At 37.3% G+C, this 20,012-nt stretch carries 5 protein-coding genes; all 5 read right to left on the bottom strand.

The features are described 5' to 3' along the window. Positions 1 to 144: 144 nt before the first annotated feature. The gene (locus ABDW27_RS20975; protein ID WP_343697682.1) at positions 145 to 2,082 is read right to left on the bottom strand and encodes an OmpA family protein; all 1,938 of its coding nucleotides are present in this window, start codon (positions 2,080 to 2,082) and stop codon (positions 145 to 147) included. An 11-nt stretch (positions 2,083 to 2,093) separates the two neighbouring features. Then, the gene (locus ABDW27_RS20970) at positions 2,094 to 3,026 is read right to left on the bottom strand and encodes a type IX secretion system membrane protein PorP/SprF (RefSeq protein WP_343697681.1); all 933 of its coding nucleotides are present in this window, start codon (positions 3,024 to 3,026) and stop codon (positions 2,094 to 2,096) included. Between the two features lie 44 nt (positions 3,027 to 3,070). Then, positions 3,071 to 14,932 (bottom strand): gliding motility-associated C-terminal domain-containing protein, encoded by an 11,862-nt coding sequence (locus ABDW27_RS20965; protein WP_343697680.1) that lies wholly within the window; start codon positions 14,930 to 14,932, stop codon positions 3,071 to 3,073. A gap of 1,240 nt (positions 14,933 to 16,172) precedes the next feature. Continuing rightward, positions 16,173 to 16,646, bottom strand: coding sequence for a DUF6495 family protein (locus ABDW27_RS20960; protein WP_343697679.1), 474 nt, complete (start codon positions 16,644 to 16,646; stop codon positions 16,173 to 16,175). 117 nt (positions 16,647 to 16,763) lie between these two features. Further along, the gene (locus tag ABDW27_RS20955) at positions 16,764 to 19,934 is read right to left on the bottom strand and encodes a carboxypeptidase regulatory-like domain-containing protein (RefSeq protein ID WP_343697678.1); all 3,171 of its coding nucleotides are present in this window, start codon (positions 19,932 to 19,934) and stop codon (positions 16,764 to 16,766) included. Between the last annotated feature and the right edge of the window lie 78 nt (positions 19,935 to 20,012).

The following is a 20,012-nucleotide window of genomic DNA, read 5'->3' as shown; positions in this document are numbered from 1 at the left end:
AAATCAGGCAGCAAAAGCTTGCGGCCTGATTTTCTCCTTGTCCATTATTCTTAAAAAAGAATTTAAAAAAAACCAACTTCCAAATGGTTTTGCGTTCTATATTTTAAAATCTGATTATCAATAAATTAGATCGTAAATATAGTACTATTTTTGAATAATGATGAAATCGGAGCGTCTGTTTAACAAATGTTCTTCTTCAGTACATTTCACTCCATTTTTGCATTTATTGATTAAACGGCTTTCGCCATAACCAATGGCACTTTCGATTCTTGAAGCGTCTATTCCCTGAGAAATAATATAATCTCTGGTTGATTTTGCTCTATTATCTGAAAGTTTTAAATTATAAGCATCTTTTCCTCTTGAATCTGTATGTGATTCAATTTTGATTCTGATGTTTGGAAACTTCTGCATGATGAAAACTACTTTTGTCAATTCTTCTATTGCCAAAGGTGTAATATCATATTTGTCATAATCAAAATAAATTGGATTAACATCTACTTTTTCTACACCTTTTTTCTTCACAACTAAGTCGTCGTAATTGCTAAGTTCAAAATTGATATTTGGAATTTCTCCTTCGTTATCTTTCCCTGTTGTTACCGTTTTTTCATCGCTGCTGTAATTTGGTTTGGCAGCAATCATGTTTACAACTTTATCACAAGGAACCACTATGGCATATTTTCCTTCGTAGTTTGTTTTGGTTTCGCCCAAAACTTCTTTAAACGAATTGTAAGCCATAATAGTTACATCTGCCAGAGGAAGTTTTGATTTTCTGTCAACAGCAAGTCCGGAAATACTTTGATTACAAACTGGTTTTCCTTTTGTAAACGAATAAATATCATCGTCGCCTTTTCCTCCTGCTCTGTTTGATGAAACATAACCGTATGAGTCTGATTTATCAACGATATAAGCAAAATCGTCTTTGTTACTGTTTATTGGAGCTCCCAGATTTCGAGGCGTTGTAAAAGTTCCGTCTGGCAAAAATTTGCTTTCGTAAACATCTAAATCTCCTAAACCATAATGTCCATCTGAAGAAAAATAAAGCATTCCGTTTCTGTAATAAGGAAACAAGTCATTACCAATTGTATTGATTTTTGGTCCAAGATTCAGCGGAGAACTCATTGTTCCGTCATCAGAAATTTTAACAACATACAAGTCTGTTTCTCCAAAACCTCCCGGCATATCTGAAGCAAAGAAAAGCCATTTTCCGTCATCGCTTAAAGAGGGATGCCCAACAGAATAATCATCACTGCTGAAGAATACATTTTGCGGATTTTCTAATTTATTATCTACAACATCGCCTTTTACGATTTGGAAATTATTGACTTTATCACCATCCACAACCAGTTTGTTTTTCTTTAAAATGTTGGTGGTGTAATAAATTATTTTTCCGCTTGGGTCAAAGGTTGCTGTAGCTTCATGATATTTGCTCATTACGTTTGGAATGAACAGACTTTCATTAAATAGACTTCCATCTGCCGGATTTCTTTCTGAAACATACAAATTCAGGAAAGGCTGATTGTTCCATGTATAGAGTTTTTCACTAAACTTGGTGGTATCTCTTGCCGATGTAAAAACAATTTTTTCCTGATAGAAAGTAGTTCCAAAATCAGATTTACTGGTATTGATATCCAGATTTTTTATATCATAAAGAGGCTTGGCTTTTGCTAAACTATCTAACTGTTTTTTTTGAGCTACATAGCGGTCAATTTCCTTTTGGTCTCCTTTTTTATCCAGATATTCTTTTGTAATTCTGTCTGCTTCATCATAATCCATGACTGCTTTCATGGTTTGAATATAACGCAGATAGTAAATATCAGTTAAATTATTTCCCTGAACTTCGTATAGTTTACGATACCATTTAAGAGCGTTTCTTGCATCAGAAATAAAATAATACGAGTCGGCAGCGTTTTTTATGGTCTGCGTCGTTGGATTTTTAACATTCTGTAAAATTTCTTCGTAAGCCTTTGATGCATCTGTATATGAATAATTTCTAAACAAAGCATCTGCTTTCTTTAAATTAGTCTTTTGAGCAAAACTAAACGTAATGCTCAAGACTAAACTTAGGATATATACTTTTTTCATATGTTTTGTTTTTAGAAGAATCGTGGAGACTTAATTTTACTTTGGCCTTTGTTGAATGTATAACGAAGTATAAATTCATGTGTTCCATCGTTATATTTATTCAACTGACTTGTGGTGTAATCAAAAGCATAACCCAGATAAAAACTAGGAGATATTTGAAAACCTGCCAGAATACTTACCGAATCATCGGTTCTGTATGATCCTCCTATAACAAATTTTTCAACAATCATAAAATTTGCCGATACATCAGCAGTAATCGGTGCTCCGCTTACCGCTTTTACTAAAAACGCTGGTTTGAACTTTAAACTTGGGCTCAAATCAAAAACATATCCTCCCATTAAATAATAATGTAAACGATCATAATCTATAGATTCCTGAACATCATCATAATAGTTGTTTTGCATAAAACTTGGAATAGAAAAGCCTAAATAAAATCTTTGTGTGTAATAGTAGATTCCGGCTCCTACTGCCAATTTCATTTGATTATTAATATTTTGGTTTAAAAGAACATCATTATTATCGTAATATCTTCCTTTTGACCAATCTATATTTAGCATTCTCATACCTGCTTTTATACCAAATGCTAATCTTTTATCGTAACCAAGTGGTAATGAATAAGAGAAGTTTCCGTCAACATATAGTTCATTTGAAGGACCAATTTTATCATTTACAATACTTAATCCCAAACCAATTGTTTCATTAGTTAAAGGTCCGTGAATTGAAAACGATTGTGTTTCGGGCGCTCCTGAAATTCCTACCCATTGCGAACGGTGTAAAAGTGCGGCTTCGAGAGTGCCGGTAGATCCGGCATAAGCCGGATTTACCGCCATTGTATTATACATATACTGGGTATATTGAGGATCTTGTTGTGCACTAACACATACTGTAATAAAAGAACATATTAAAATGAAATACGTTTCTAATGGTTTTATATATAGTTTCATAACGATACTTATTTAGTTTAATTAATTAGATGATTAATAGAACGTTATCTCATAATTGATAACCATCCTTTTTTAACCGTTCCATCTCCAATGGTAATCACATAAAAATAAGTACCTGTTGGCAGCATATCTCCTCTATTAACTACTCCGGAAACATTTGCAGTTCCGTCCCAATCGTTTTCATAGTGTGTTTTACTGTACACTAATGCACCATATCTATTAAAAACTTTTAATTCATTATTAGGATATGTTTCTATACAATCAATTCTAAAAAGATCGTTAGCTCCGTCATTGTTTGGTGTAAACTCGTTGTAAACCGTTAGACAAATTGGTTCAACAAAAGCCGACGCCGTATTATTTGAAGGATCAACATCTAATGGAGTTGAATTTTCTACAGTAGCAACATTTAGATAATCTCCGCTTGAAAGTACTTGTGCTACTATTGTTAATGTTACACTTTGTCCTGATGCAAGCGCTGGAATTGTCCAAAGTCCTGTTGTTGGATTATAAGTTCCTATTGATGTATTTGAGCTTACCAAATCGTATCCTGATGGTAATAAATCACTAACAAGCAGATTAATAAAACTTCCTTCTCCAACATTATTTACTGTTACTGTAAAAGTTACGTTGTCACCAAAATTTGGAGTTGGATTGTCTACTACATTCGTAATCGTTAAATCAGAACAAGTTGCCACTGTTACGTTTAAGAATTTGGTTGTGGTTTCATCACAATTGTTTGTGTAAGTAACTTCAATTCTTCCCGGTCCGATATCTGACCATGAAACTGTTGCAGAACCATCTGCAGTTCCTCCTCCAGAAATTATTGTTCCGTTTGTAACAGACCAAACATAATTTGATTTTCCGTTTGCAATTGAATACGTTACTCCCTGGAAAACACATGGTGTGTCGTCTGTAGTAGTAAGCTGTACTAAAGCGTCATTTTCAAAAGCAATTGTAATGGCAAGTCTGTTGGCACTTTCACATCCGTTTGTTGTATTCGCAAGTGCTGCTGCATAATAAGTTCCTGCAACTAGCAATGTTCCTGCTGGCAGCGGTGTTCCGCCTGTGGCAGTAGAATAGAAAACAACATTTGGTTCGTTAACTAAAATGTTAGCAAGTGTTGGCAGTTTAGATAAACAGAATGTTTGTGTTGTATTTGGTGTTGTTACAGTACCCGGCGTGTTTACATTTACAACAACGGCTAATCTTACTGGATTTTCACAGTTTATTGCGCTTGCAACTGCTCCGTAATAGGTTCCGGATGTTAAAGCTGTTGCTGGTGCAATTGGTGTTCCGCCTGTGGCAGTACTGTACCAAATAACATTGGCTTCGTTTACCTGAATATTAGCAACTGTTGGTGAATTTATTGAACAGAAATCTTGTGTCGCATCATTTGTAGTTGGTGTTGGACTCGGATCTGTTACCGTTACAGTAACTTGCAAGCGAGTTGAACTTTCACATCCTGTTGCAGCGTCTACAATATTACCATAATAAACTCCTGTAGTTAAAGCTGTAGTTGATGGAATCGCTGTTCCGCCTGTAGCTGTGCTAAACCAAGTAACGTTGCTTTCATTAACCTGAATGCTCGCAATTGTTGGTGAAGTTGTTGAACAGAAATCTTGTGTAGCATCATTTGTAGTTGGATTAACTGTGTTTCCTACTGTAACCGCCACTAACAATCTTACACTGCTTTCGCATCCTGTAACCGGATCTAAAATAGCTCCATAATAGTTTCCTGTTGCTAATGCTGTTGTTGGTGGAATTGCTGTTCCGCCTGTTGCAGCTGCATACCAAACTACATTGGTTTCATTTACCTGAATATCAGATACTGTTGGCGCATTTCCTGAACAGAAAGTCTGTGCAGCATCTGTCGTTGTTGGCGTAGCAGGATCTGTCACGCTTACCGCAACAGCTAATCTTACCGCACTTTCACAATTCGTAGTTCCATCTAAAATTGATCCATAATAAGTACCTGTAGTCAAAGCTGTTGTAGAAGCGATTGCTGTTCCGCCTGTAGCTGTTGCATACCAAACTACATTAGTTTCATTTACCTGAATATTGGCAACTGTCGGTGCATTTACTAAACAGAAATCTTGTGTGGTATCTGTAGTTGTTGGTGTTCCCGGATCGCTTACTGTTACGGCAACGGCTAATCTAACTGCACTTTCACAGTTTGTTGCCGGATCCAAAATTGAAGCATAATAAGTTCCTGTTGCTAAAGCTGTTGTGGATGGAATCGCTGTTCCACCTGTTGCTGCTGTGTACCAAACGATACTTCCTGTCGCTGGAGTGTTTACCTGAATGCTCGCCACTGTAGGCGCATTTACTAAACAGAAATCCTGAGTAGTATCTGTTGTAGTCGGCGTGCCCGGATCGTTTACGATTACCGCAATGGCTAATCTTGTGTTGCTTTCGCATCCTGTAACTGCATCTAGTAAAGCTGCATAATAAGTTCCGCTTGTAAGTGCTGTTGCTGGCGCAATCGCTGTTCCGCCTGTTGCAGCTGAATACCAAACTATATTAGTTTCATTTACCTGAATGCTCGCCACTGTTGGTGCATCAACTAAACAGAAGTCTTGTGTGGTATCTGTTGTTGTTGGCGTTCCCGGATCGCTTACGGTTACTGCTACTTCTAATCTTGTATTGCTTTCGCAGCCTGTAACTGCATCTAATAAAGCAGCATAGTAAGTTCCAGTTGCCAATGCTGTTGCTGGTGGAATCGCTGTTCCACCTGTGGCAGCTGAGTACCAAACTACATTAGTTTCATTTACCTGAATATTGGCAACTGTCGGTGCATTTACTAAACAGAAATCCTGAGTGGTATCTGTTGTTGTTGGTATTCCTGGATCGCTTACTGTTACCGCTACGGCTAATCTTACAGCGCTTTCGCAGTTTGTTGTCGGATCCAAAATTGACGCATAGTAAGTTCCCGTTGCTAAAGCTGTTGTTGATAGAATCGCTGTTCCGCCTGTGGCAGCTGTGTACCAAACGATACTTCCTGTTGCTGGTGTGTTTACCTGAATATCAGCAACTGTCGGAGCATTTACTAAACAGAAGTCTTGTGTAGTATCTGTTGTAGTCGGTGTGCCCGGATCGTTTACGATTACCGCAATGGCTAATCTTGTGTTGCTTTCGCAGCCTGTAACTGCATCTAATAAAGCAGCATAATAAGTTCCAGAAGCTAAAGTTGTTGCTGGAGCAATCGCTGTTCCGCCTGTTGCAGCTGAATACCAAACTATATTGGTTTCATTTACCTGAATGCTTGCCACTGTAGGCGCATCAACTAAACAGAAGTCTTGTGTTGTATCTGTAGTTGTTGGTGTACCAGGATCGTTTACTGTTACCGCTACTGCTAATCTTGTGTTGCTTTCGCAGCCTGTAACTGCGTCTAGTAAAGCTGCATAATAAGTTCCTGTTGCTAAAGCTGTTGTTGGAGCAATTGGTGTTCCACCTGTGGCAGCTGAATACCAAACTACATTGGTTTCATTCACCTGAATACTCGCAACTGTTGGTGCATTTACTAAACAGAAATCCTGAGTGGTATCTGTTGTTGTTGGTATTCCTGGATCGCTTACTGTTACCGCTACTGCTAATCTTACAGCGCTTTCGCAGTTTGTTGCCGGATCCAAAATTGATGCATAGTAAGTTCCTGTTGCCAAAGCTGTTGTTGATGGAATCGCTGTTCCGCCTGTTGCAGCTGTGTACCAAACGATACTTCCCGTCGCTGGTGTGTTTACCTGAATATCAGCAACCGTTGGTGCATTTACTAAACAGAAGTCTTGTGTTGCATCTGTTGTAGTTGGCGTTCCCGGATCATTTACGAGCACTGCAATGGCTAATCTTGTGTTGCTTTCGCAGCCTGTAACTGCATCTAATAAAGCAGCATAATAAGTTCCAGAAGCTAAAGTTGTTGCTGGAGCAATCGCTGTTCCGCCTGTTGCAGCTGAATACCAAACTATATTGGTTTCATTTACCTGAATGCTTGCCACTGTAGGCGCATCAACTAAACAGAAGTCTTGTGTTGTATCTGTAGTTGTTGGTGTACCAGGATCGTTTACTGTTACCGCTACTGCTAATCTTGTGTTGCTTTCGCAGCCTGTAACTGCGTCTAGTAAAGCTGCATAATAAGTTCCTGTTGCTAAAGCTGTTGTTGGAGCAATTGGTGTTCCACCTGTGGCAGCTGAATACCAAACTACATTGGTTTCATTCACCTGAATACTCGCAACTGTTGGTGCATTTACTAAACAGAAATCCTGAGTGGTATCTGTTGTTGTCGGCGTGCCCGGATCGCTTACTGTTACGGCAACGGCTAATCTTACCGCACTTTCGCAGTTTGTTGCAGGATCTAAAATTGAAGCATAATAAGTTCCTGTTGCTAACGCTGTTGTTGATGGAACCGCTGTTCCGCCTGTTGCTGCTGTGTACCAAACGATACTTCCTGTCGCTGGAGTGTTTACCTGAATATCAGCAACCGTTGGTGCATTTACTAAACAGAAGTCTTGTGTTGCATCTGTTGTAGTTGGCATGCCCGGATCGTTTACGATTACCGCAATGGCTAATCTTGTGTTGCTTTCGCAGCCTGTTACAGCGTCTAATAAAGCAGCATAATAAGTTCCAGAAGCTAAAGCTGTTGCTGGAGCAATTGCTGTTCCGCCTGTGGCTGTACTGTACCAAACTACATTGGTTTCATTTACCTGAATGCTTGCCACTGTTGGTGCATCAACTAAACAGAAATCCTGAGTGGTATCTGTAGTTGTTGGTGTGCCCGGATCACTTACGGTTACGGCTACGGCTAATCTTGTATTGCTTTCGCAGCCTGTAACTGCATCTAATAAAGCTGCATAATAAGTTCCTGTTGTCAATGCAGTTGTAGAAGCGATTGCTGTTCCGCCTGTGGCAGCTGAGTACCAAACTACATTAGTTTCATTTACCTGAATACTCGCAACTGTTGGTGCATTAACTAAACAGAAATCCTGAGTGGTATCTGTTGTAGTCGGTGTACCCGGATCGCTTACTGTTACCGCTACTGCTAATCTTACAGCGCTTTCGCAGTTTGTTGTCGGATCCAAAATTGACGCATAGTAAGTTCCCGTTGCTAAAGCTGTTGTTGATGGAACCGCTGTTCCGCCTGTCGCAGCTGTGTACCAAACGATACTTCCTGTCGCTGGTGTGTTTACCTGAATATCAGCAACTGTCGGAGCATTTACTAAACAAAAGTCTTGTGTTGCATCTGTTGTAGTCGGCGTGCCCGGATCATTTACGATTACTGCAATGGCTAATCTTGTATTGCTTTCGCAGCCTGTAACTGCATCTAGTAAAGCTGCATAATACGTTCCTGTTGCTAAAGCTGTTGCTGGAGCAATTGCTGTTCCGCCTGTCGCTGCTGAATACCAAACTATATTGGTTTCATTTACCTGAATACTTGCCACTGTAGGCGCATCAACTAAACAGAAATCCTGAGTAGTATCTGTAGTTGTCGGTGTTCCCGGATCGCTTACGGTTACCGCTACTGCTAATCTTGTATTGCTTTCGCAGCCTGTAACTACATCTAATAAAGCAGCATAATAAGTTCCTGTAGCTAAAGCTGTTGTTGGTGGAATCGCTGTTCCGCCTGTCGCAGCTGAATACCAAACTATATTGGTTTCATTTGCCTGAATATTGGCAACCGTTGGTGCATTTACTAAACAGAAATCCTGAGTGGTATCGGTTGTTGTTGGTGTACCCGGATCGCTTACTGTTACCGCTACGGCTAATCTTACACTACTTTCACATCCTGTAATTGCATCTGTAGCAGCGGCATAATAAGTTCCTGTTGTTAAAGCTGTTGTGGATGGAATCGCTGTTCCGCCTGTTGAAACGTTATACCAAATTACATTTGATTCATTTACCTGAATACTGGCAATTGTTGGTGCATCAACTAAACAGAAATCTTGTGTGGTATCTGTAGTTGTTGGCGTATTTGGATCACTGATAATAATTACGGCATCTTGTAGTGTTCCTGCAAGATTTTCACAAGTATTATCACTCGCAACAGCCACATGATAGGTAATCGGACTCATTGCTTTTGTTAATCCTACAGCAGTTAAAACTCCCGCAGCATCTATGGTATAAGTAACTCCTGCTATCACAGCTCCATTTGTTATTGGCTGAGTTTTAGCAGCATCTAAATACCATGTAAATACTGGATTTGTTAATGTTGGTGCAGTTGGTGTCAATGACGCTGGTACGCTGTGACAAACGGTTATATCATCAACTAAAATATCGTTTACTGTTGAAGGAGGCAGAATCGTAAATGTAATTTGTTTTCTGTCTGCTGCTGCTGTTTCACAAAATTGATCACCGCTTACGCCCACATAATAAGTATAAGTTCCCGGTACTAATCCTGTTATATTTAATTGTGAAGTTGTTTCACCTGGAATTAACTGAGCCGTTGTTCCGTTAAAACTGTACCAATAGTAAACTGGGTTGGTTACAACTGGTGTTCCGCTTAAACTTGTTGCTAATGTCACATTTCCTGAAGGCGAACAAATTGATGTTGTTGTTCCTCCGTTTAAAGTAATATCTGTTAGAGCATTCACTGGTGAAGAAGCTTTTACTTCAACCGTTACTTCTCCTCTTGCAAAAGTCTCGCAGCCATAACGTACCGGCTGTACGTAATATTTATAAATTCCGGCAGCTAAAGTAGATGGAATTGTATAAGTAATTCCTGTAGCAAGTGGAGTTCCTCCTGTTTCTGCATCGTACCATATATAGGTCGAACAAGCTTCTTCCGGTATTTGAAGCGTTATATCGGTTCCCGGACAGACTGTTATTTTGTTATCCGGATCTGCTCCTATTACGGTTGTATTAGCTACTCTTTCTACAGTATGAACTCTTAAGAAATCTAATACTCCGGCAACGCCTCCAAAACGAATTCTTACTCTGTCATATACTTCTGTTGGTGAAGAAACCAAAGCCATTGCCATTGAATTTCCGGGCAATAATCTTAAACTTAATAAAGTACTTGTATTTTGAATTGGAGCACCAACCGCAACGTTTCCTAAATAACGCTGGATTGAAAATCCAGTTAATAAGTTAACATCTAAAAGTGTTCCCGGTTTAGAGATTACAATTCTTAATGTATCGCTGACTACAGATGGTGTTTTAAAATCAACTGTTAAATCGGCAGCAGCCAAAACTCCTGCTCCACTGTACATTGTGGCAAAAGTGGTAATATCATTATCCGCAATATTCCATGCATCACTTACTCCTAATAGAGCTGTTGCAGCTCCAACAGGAAGTCCTAAATCTGTTGCTCCATAGAAAATATCACGAATATCTCCCGCAGTACAAGTTACGCTTGAAACTGATCTGTTGTAATGAGCATCAAAAACTTTGGTATTTTGAGCCGCGCTTAATATTGAAGCTGACTGAATTCTGATTCCGTCATAATCCTGCGGACCTGACGCATCTGAAGGAACAAAAGTAAATTCATAGGTATTATCTCCAGAAATTAGATTTAATAATGATCCTGATACAGATTGCATTGCTCCAATATCAACTCCACCTATAGTTCCTATTACTGATAAATTTTGACCTACTGCTAATAAACTATATTCTGATCCTAATTTAATAGTAACCGGAGTTCCTTTAGTAATTGTTGCTGGCCAGGTTAAATTCTGCCAGGTTGTACCAACTCCCAAAAGTCCTAAACCTGTTGTAATAGTTGAATAAGTCTGCGGATTACCGTCGATAGCATTTCCTCCGTCAGTAACTGTTCCTGTAACAATTGAACCTGAAGTTTGTGCTGTTGCATAAACTCTTTCTGATAAAGACTGACAGCTGCTTAAATCAATTACGTTGATTACTTTTGTTGCTGTAGAAGTACAAATTCCATCACTGGCAACCACTGTATAAGTATAAACTCCCGGAGTATTTAAAACTCCTGTTGTAAATACTGGTCCTGTTAAAGCATTTCCTTGTGGATCAAACCAGCTGATTGTTGCTGTTGAAGTGGCTGTTAAAGTCACATTTGAACCTATATTTACCGATTCTTGCGGATTTGTTACAACCAAGCTTGGTAATGCGTTAATTGTCACCGTTACTGACTGCTGAGCTGACGGACAAGTAACTCCATTCTGTTGAGCCAGAATTGAATAAACACCACCTGTAGTAATATTGGCTGCAGCATCGGCAGTAATTACATTATTTGACGGATCATAGAAAGTATAGGTTGTATTTCCTGATGAATCAAAATTGGTTATAGCATTTCTTAAATTAACACTTCCGCAACCTGCTAATGTTGAATTTACAGTTAAAACAGTAGTTGAAGGGAAGTTAACAGTAACTTGTTTTAATGTTCCGTTTACATTTTCGCAAGTTCCGCCATTTAAGATAGAAACGAAATAATTATAAGGAGTTCCTGCTGCACTTAAACCTGCAATAGTTAATGCTCCTGTTATAGGATCTTTAGTAAATGAAACTCCAGGCTGGCTTACAACAGTAGTTCCTGTGATAATTTCCTGAGTTTTATTCTGATCTGTATAATATCTAAATTCAGCGCCGGTAATGGTACTTGATGTTGGAGTTAAAACCGCATCTCCAGTACAACTAGCTTCTACTGGTGTTGTAATGATAACATCAGCATCTGTAGGAATTGGCAATACAGTAACTGTTACTGCCTGACGTAAACTATTAATACAAGTTCCTCCGCGAGTTCCTTCTAAATAATAAGTTGTAGTAGATGTTAACGGAGCCGTTGGATTAACCGCTACGATATTTCCTCCAGTTGGAGCATCGTACCACGTAAACGTTTCAGTTCCTGTTGCAGAAGCTGTTAAAGAAGCCGTTTGTCCAGAACAAATTGGTGCAGACGCTCCCGTAATTGCTGCATTTGGAAATCTGTAAGAAGCGGCATAAACATATAAATTCGTTAATACTGATGCCAAGCCTCCTAATCTTACCTCAACCTGATCGAATGGTGCAGTTGCTGTAAAACTTGCTTTAAATTTATTTCCTGATAATACCTGAAGATTTAATAAATTACTGGTAACCGCAACTCTGTCATTATTATAAGTAGCTCCGTTGTAAGTTGCTAAACTTACAGCACCTAATAAATTAACATCAGCTAAACCACCCGGTAATTCTAATTCTACATCGATAATATCTCCTGTCTCTCCTGGTGTCGCAAAAGTCAAATGTTGTTGAATATATGCTCCAAGACCAAGTGGAACAGTAAGTTCTGCATAGGTATTTATATCACCATCTACAGAATTATTCGGATTAGTAGCTGTACATAATCCACATAATATACCATCTGTACTCGTAATTTGAGTTCCAGCTTGTAAACAAGTACTAATATTATTGATTACAATAACATTAATAACTCCTCTAACTGGATTTGAACAATCTGTAACCGCATCTACAGCTTCAACATAAAAAGTTTTATTTGCTGTTAAAACCGGACTTGGTGTATAGCTTGTAGTATTAAAAGCTAAAGAAGTGCCTCCAGTTGGAACATCATACCAGTTATATCTAACTCCTGCCACAGGGTTCGAAACTGATAATGCAACTGTCTGCCCAGATTGAATAATAACATCTGTCGAAGCAAAAGTTGGCACAGCTGGTAAAGGATTAACAACAAGGTTTACTGCAGTTCGAGTCGCTGTTAAACAAGTACCTATTGCAGCTTCTACATAATAATCTGTATTTGCTGTTAAGGCCGGAGTTGTAAATGAAGTTCCTGTAAAAACTAAATTACCTCCCGTAGATGCATCGTACCAATTGTAAAGAGTTCCAACAACTGGTGCCTGAACAGTTAAAGTAGTTGACTGTCCGCTGCAAATAGTTGATGGAGATGCATTAATTAAAGGAAGCACAGGATTATCTACTAAAACCTGAACCGGGTTTCTTTCACTATTAACACAACCATTTCTGGTTATCTCTGTATAATAAGTCGTCGCTGCTGATAAAGCCGGAGTTGTAAAGGCTGCTGTAGAAGCTAATGAAGTTCCGCCTGTAGTAGCTGCAAACCAATTTACTGTTTCACCAACCGCAAGAGAAGCCGTTAAAGTAGAAGTTGTACCACTACAAATTGTGGTATCACCTGTTATTGTTGGAGCTTTAAATCTGTAAGTTGCCTGATAAATATTAGCCGTAGTCAACACAGTCGCCAAACCTCCTAATCGAATTTCTACACGATCAAAATTGGCACCCGCAACTACGCTGGCTCTAAAACGATTTCCGCTTAATAACTGTAAAGTAACCAAAGGATTGCTAACAGAAATTCTGTCATTATTATATGTCGCTCCATTATAAGTTGCCAAACTAACAGCTCCTAATAACGAAAGATCGGCAATTCCGCCTGGCAATTCTAATTCAACATCTACAATATCACCCGCTCTACCCGGATTTGTAAATTGTAAAGTCTGCTGAATCCATCCATTAATTAATCCAACAGGTACTGTAAGAGTTGAGGCTGTTGCTGTATTTCCATCAACTGAATTATTTGGATTCGAAGAACTACATAATAAACATAGTCCATTTTGAGCAGTAAGCTGGCTTCCAGCTTCCAAACATCCAACTAAAGAAGCCGGTTGAACAGTAACTGTAACCGGAACTCTTGCTGCACTAGGACAAAGTCCGTTTGGGCTTTGAGCTTCGACATAATATATTTTTGTTGCCGTTAAAATTGACGTTGTAAAAGTTGTCGTATTGGTTGCAACGGCGGTTCCTCCTGTTGGAACATCAAACCAGTTTAACTGCGCACCAACTTCTGAAGTAGTTGCTGTTAAAGTTGCATTTTGACCTGACTGAATCGTAACACTTTGTGTTAAAACTGTTGGTGTTGCCGGCACCGCTGTAGAAACCACATTCACCTGAGCACGTGTAGGACTAATACAGCTTCCTATAGAAGCTTCAACAAAAAAACTCGTAGTTCCTAATGGAACTGTTGGTGAATAGGTCGTTCCTGTTGCTAATGCTGTTGTTGACGATGCAGAACTATACCATGTATACGTTGTTCCCGGAACAGGATTTAAAAGAGACAAAGTCGTTTGCTGAGTTGCGCCTGTAGAACAAATTGAAGTTCCCGTATTATTAATTGCGGGAGCAACAGGATTTGAAACATTTAAAACTACAGGAACACGAACATTTCCTTCACATCCTGCCACTCTCGAAATACTTATATAATAAGTTGCAGAAGCATTTAAAGTTGGTGTTGTATACGTATTTCCAGTTGTTAAAGGCGTTGTAGATCCTAGTGAACTGTACCAGGCTAAAGTTGTTCCTGCGGCCGGAGTCGCAGTAAGTGTAGCTGCTGATCCGGCGCAAACAGTTTGTGTTAAACCGCCGGTTACGGTTGGCTGTGCAAATTCCAATCGTACATCGTAAATTCTTAAACTTACCAATAAACTTACGAGTCCTCCAACCTGAATTTGTACCTGATCAGCGTCTCCCGGTAAAGTATATTTGACAACTGCTACTGTATTACCCGATAACAAATTTAGATTCAAAAGCGGACTATTCAGCGCCACACTTGAACCTACATTTGAACCAGAAAGTTTAGCCTGTATAGAAGCGTTAGATAATAATCCAACGTCTAACAGACCATTTCCTGTACCAAAATAAATAGCAATTTGGTCTCCTGCCCTCGCCGTCTGGTTTAAGGTCATTGTTTCTTCAACAAAACAACCTACCCCTACGGCATTCGTCAGGGTTGCATAGGTCGTTAAGCCAGCGCTGTCATAAGCGTTGGCCGGACTATCAACATTTAATCCTACACACAATAATCCACCTTGGCTATTTGTTTGAGACACAGGTCTGCAAATAGTCTGCGAAAATGCATTAGTGCATAATAAGATTAAAAACATTAGTCCGAATAATCTCTTCTGGAAGCTGAGATTACAAAAAGTAAATTTTTTTTTCATAATTTGGAAGATTAGAAAATGGACAATAAAATACCTGTTGCAATAAGCACGTATGCTTACACAATTAAAAAAAACGTTAAAAATCAATTGGTTAAAACCTAAAACAAATCCTTAGCACATAAAGACTATAATTTAAAATTTCAAAAAAACTACGTTGTATCAATTGTACCGAAGTACACTAATGAGTGCTTTTTATTTCCTGGAAATAAATAACATCCCGAAACTTTTGGGAAATACTGATCTGCATCAATCTTCCTAATGAAGTGATTTGTTATAGAATTAATTTTCAAAAAAGAAAATTTAAAGTGTACGAGGGGAGATTTTTTTAATTCAATACTATTTAATTATTTCAAAATTTAATAGAAAGTTGATTACTCTTTCTAATGAATTATTCATTTTAGAATTACATTCAAAAATTTGAATAATTAAATACTATTGTCCATAACCAAAATGTCATGAAAAAACAGCGTCAACAATAATGTCGATCGTAATTAAAATATTGAAAATATAAATTGGGAAACTTTTTATGAAAGTTTGAAATTAAAGAAGGAAAATCAAAAGGAAGAAGAAGTTTGTTTTTCTTCAAAATAATAAAAAATAAAGCTGAAATAAAATGAAAACCTAATGCAAACTTGATTAAAAAAGTAAATGTCAGTTCCATAAGCAGGCGATTTGAGTTATTATTTAAAATTCAATTTTATTATAATTTATTACATTCCTAAATTCTATTATTGTTTAAAAAAGCTAAAGTTTAAATTATCTTTTTACTTATAAAAAACAGATAAAACATTTTGTTTAACTTTTGTATTCTAAAATTATAAAAAACAAAACAATAAAACAAGTGTAAAATTCTTATTTTTTTAAAATTGAATAAAACATTAAAAATAAAAACATTAGCTAAATATAAGAAAAAACGGAGGTTTAAAGCGAAAAACAGCGATATTCTCTATGCTCGACGAATGGTAACTTTTTTATGTTAAAATAATAAATTGAAAGAAAAAAGCTATAAAAATATCATTTCAATCGATTGAAATTTAACATTTTTAACCTCTGATTACCACCAACTTAGATCTTTTTGCATAAAAACACAAAACTTTGAAGATTTTGAAAAAAACACGTAGAAATACGGGTATAAAAAAAACTAAAAAATTAAACAAAAGTTAAAAAAGTAAAAAAGGTTAAACAATTTAACATAATTGCTTAACCTTTTCTAAAAACCTAAAGATGAATACATTACAACTTAAGATTCTAAAATTGTATTTATCTGCGTAAATAATTGACCATCACTTAAAAAAGCACCTTGCTTGATTAATTCAAAAATTGAAGCATTTCTTTCTTCCGTAAATACCTTTTTTCCAACTTTCATTTCGATATTATCCGTAAACATATTATCACTCAGCCACTGCAAACCTTCTTTAGTTAAAAAGTCAGTTTCCGGAACTAATGATTTCAGTACAATCGACTGAACATAAGTATCAAAACATTGAAATAGGAAAATATGACTTTTTGAAAAATGCTCTAAAAACTCAGCTCTTCCCAAAACACCTTCCCAAATCAAATCAGAAAAAACATCAAGCTCCTGCTCTGCCACTTCAGGCTTATTTATTTTAAGAGAATCCCATTCTGCTTTATCAATAGCCTGCGTAGCTAAAAAGCTCGCAAATTCGGAGTGTAATTCATCAAATTGTTCTTTTGTTAATCTTGCGTACTTCATTTATCTTTTAGTATTAAAAACACTCTAAAAAAGAGTATGGATATTTAAGCTTCATTTTAATTCATAAAAAAAAGCCCTCACAAATGCGAGGGCAAATTTATAACTTTTTTTACTTTACTAAAAAATGTATCTGATACCAAATTGAGCCTGCCATCTAGACGTTAAACTAGCATCATAACTAAACGTTTTAACCAATGTATTATTAAACGTATAAGTTGGTGTATTTCCAGCAACAGCAACCCCAATTGGCTGAACGCTGGTTGGAGTCTGAACAACTCCCCAATCCGAATTTATTAGATTTCCAAAATTCAAAATATCGATACTAAACTGAATTGTATTTGTTTTTTCAGATGCTGATGAATATTTAAAATTATAATCCTGCATCAATTTCAAATCACATCTTCCTCTCCACGGAGATATCGCACCGTAACGCTCTGCATACTGCCCTCTTCTGTCTCTCATATATTTATCCTGCGAAATAAATTTATCAAAAGCTTCTGCCTGACCTGCCCCGCTAAAATTCATTTGAGCAATTTCCGCAGTTGTTGGAATATAAATTAAATCATTTACCGAAGAACCATCTCCATTAATATCACCTCCGTAAGTATACGTAAAACGTCCTCCCTGAGCATATTCTAAAAATGTAGAAACCGTAGTCGCCCATTTATCGCTGCCATATTTCCATTTTTTTGAAGCAACTCCTATAAAACGATGATTATCGCCATATTTAGAATTAGACAACACATCATTATTTACATTTCCTAATGCCGGATTAAAAGAAAAAGCATCACCCGTAATCTCAGCCTCAATAGAGTTAACATCTTTTGACGACAAATAATTATAAGCAGCACTGGCATACAAACCATTTTCGAAATTTTTCTGTACTTTAACAGAAGCATTAAAAGCACTTCCTTTACCAGAATTCGTCATTACGTAAGCATTATTCGCCCCGTGATCGGCTGCTACATAAATAGGCCTGTTATCCACACCTGCCAAAGTTCCTGTTGGAGGTTTTAATCCCCAGTTTTGTACGTGAACCGCATTAATATCTTTATTAAAAGACAAATCTAAAGTAACAATATAATTACTTTTAAATCTATGATCGTAACCTAAACTTGTTCTCCAAACCTGAGGCCACTTATAATCCGGATCCATAATTTGAAAGAAACTATCATCAGCACCACTTACCTGATTTCCTAACCAAACAAACGGAATTCTTCCGGTAAAAATTCCCGATCCTCCGCGAAGCTGAGAAGTTGCGTCGTTTTTTACATCCCAGTTAAAACCAATTCTTGGCGACCAGAGAATTCTATCGCTCGGTAAATCTGTAGAAATTAATTTTACCGCCTGCCCAGTTTGAGGATCGTAATAATCAATATTATTATCTCTTCCTGAACCGCCGTTATCAGTATCAATATATTTCTGAATTAAATCTGCTGTATTGAAATACAAAGGCTTATCAATTCTTAAACCTATAGCTAATTTAAAATTATCACTTACACTAATATCGTCCTGTGCATAAAATGCCCACTGACCAACATTAAGCTCAGCGAGTTTCCAGCCACCATCGCTGCCCACAGCAAATTGACTTTTAGTATTATAAGTATCCTGAGCATACTGAAGATTTTGCGCAATAATACTTGTAGCGTAAGGCTGCGCAGCATCATTTAAGAAATCCTGAACTGTGAAATACGGTGTAAAAAAAGTTCCCGCATAACCATTCGGATTTCCAAAATTGTCATAACCAGCTAAATTAAAAGAATTTTTAAATTCAAATTTTTCAAAAGAAGTTCCAAAAGTAAAAACGTGTTTCCCAACCGTATAAGTCAGGTTATCTGTAATTTGAATTACTTTTTGATCTAATGTATTATTAATAGAAAAAGGTTCATGCCCCGCAATAATATAATTAGATCCAGCCCCATCCTGAATATTAATTACAGGAGCCGGAACAGAAAATGGATCTCTGTAATCATTAAAATGAGTATAACCTGCCTGTAATTTATTTGAAACCGATTCGCTGAATTTTGAGTTTAACTCAAGTAAAAACGAGCTTAACTTATTATTAATCTGATATCCGGAATTTTGAAATTGTAAGATTGAAGCACTTGGCCCTCTAAAACCTAAAGCTGTTGGGTGAGCCGGTTTATCTTTTGAAGCATCAAGGAAATTATAAATAACAGCCAGTTTATGATTATCGTTGATATTCCAGTCAACTTTAATAATCCCTTTACTTGAATTTGATTTGTGTTTAAAACCCTGATAAGCCCCCGTATTATATCCTAATTTTGCCAATGCATCAGAAACCGCAATTAAATCAGATTCCAAAACTCTTGATTCATTGATTCCCGTAACACCATCGTTGTTGTTGGCAACGAAATTTGAGCCAAGATCGCTTCTGTTATCAATTTCAAAATTCCCGAAAATAAAAAGCTTATCTTTTATAATAGGCGCACCTAAACTAAAACCAGCTTGTGTCTGCTCTAATGACGGCACAAAGATTTTTTCGCCTTTAATTTTATCTCCAGTTAAATCCTGATTTCTATAAAAAGCATAAGCCGTTCCATGAAATTCATTAGTTCCCGATTTTGTAACTGCATTTACAGAAGCTCCTGTAAAACCGGACAATGTAACATCATAAGGAGCAGTTGCTACCTGAATTTGCTCAATTGCATCTAGCGAAATTGGCTGAGCTCCAGTTTGTCCTCCAGGAGTGGCAGCATCTAATCCAAACGGATTATTGAATACCGCACCATTTAAAGAGTAGTTATTATACTGATCGTTTCTTCCTCCAAAAGAACCGCCGCTGGCCGTTGGCTCCAAACGTGTAAAATCTTCTGCAGATCTTGAAATTGTAGGCAGAGCAGTTAATTCTCTTCTTCCAATTGTGGTTTCTGCACCTGTTTTTCCACTTTTAAAAACTTTGTCTTTTGCCGTAACCTTTACCTCTTCGAGTGCCTGACTTTGATCTGCCAATTGAACATCCAAATTAAAAGGTTTACCCAGATCAAGATATACATCTGTATATTCTTCGTTTTGAAAGCCCACAAAAGAGACTACAATTTTGTAAGGCCCTCCAATTCTCATGTTTAAAATACTAAATCTTCCGTCTTCATTAGAAACGGCAGAATATTTAGTTCCTGTTGGAGTATGAACCGCAAGGATTCCTGCTCCGGGTAAAAGTTCATTGGTCGAACTTTTTACAATCCCCTTAATACTCGAAGTAGTTGTTTGCGCGGTAACAACCGTTAAACCCAGCAAACATAACAATAATACAAAGATTTTTTTCATTTTCCTGATTTTGAGTAAGTTATTTCACTCAAAATTAGGTAAAAAAAAATCACTCCTAAGAGTGATTTTTATATTTTA

This window comes from Flavobacterium sp. (assembly GCF_039595935.1).
Classification (GTDB): domain Bacteria; phylum Bacteroidota; class Bacteroidia; order Flavobacteriales; family Flavobacteriaceae; genus Flavobacterium.
This window is presented reverse-complemented; position numbering and strand designations above follow the sequence as displayed.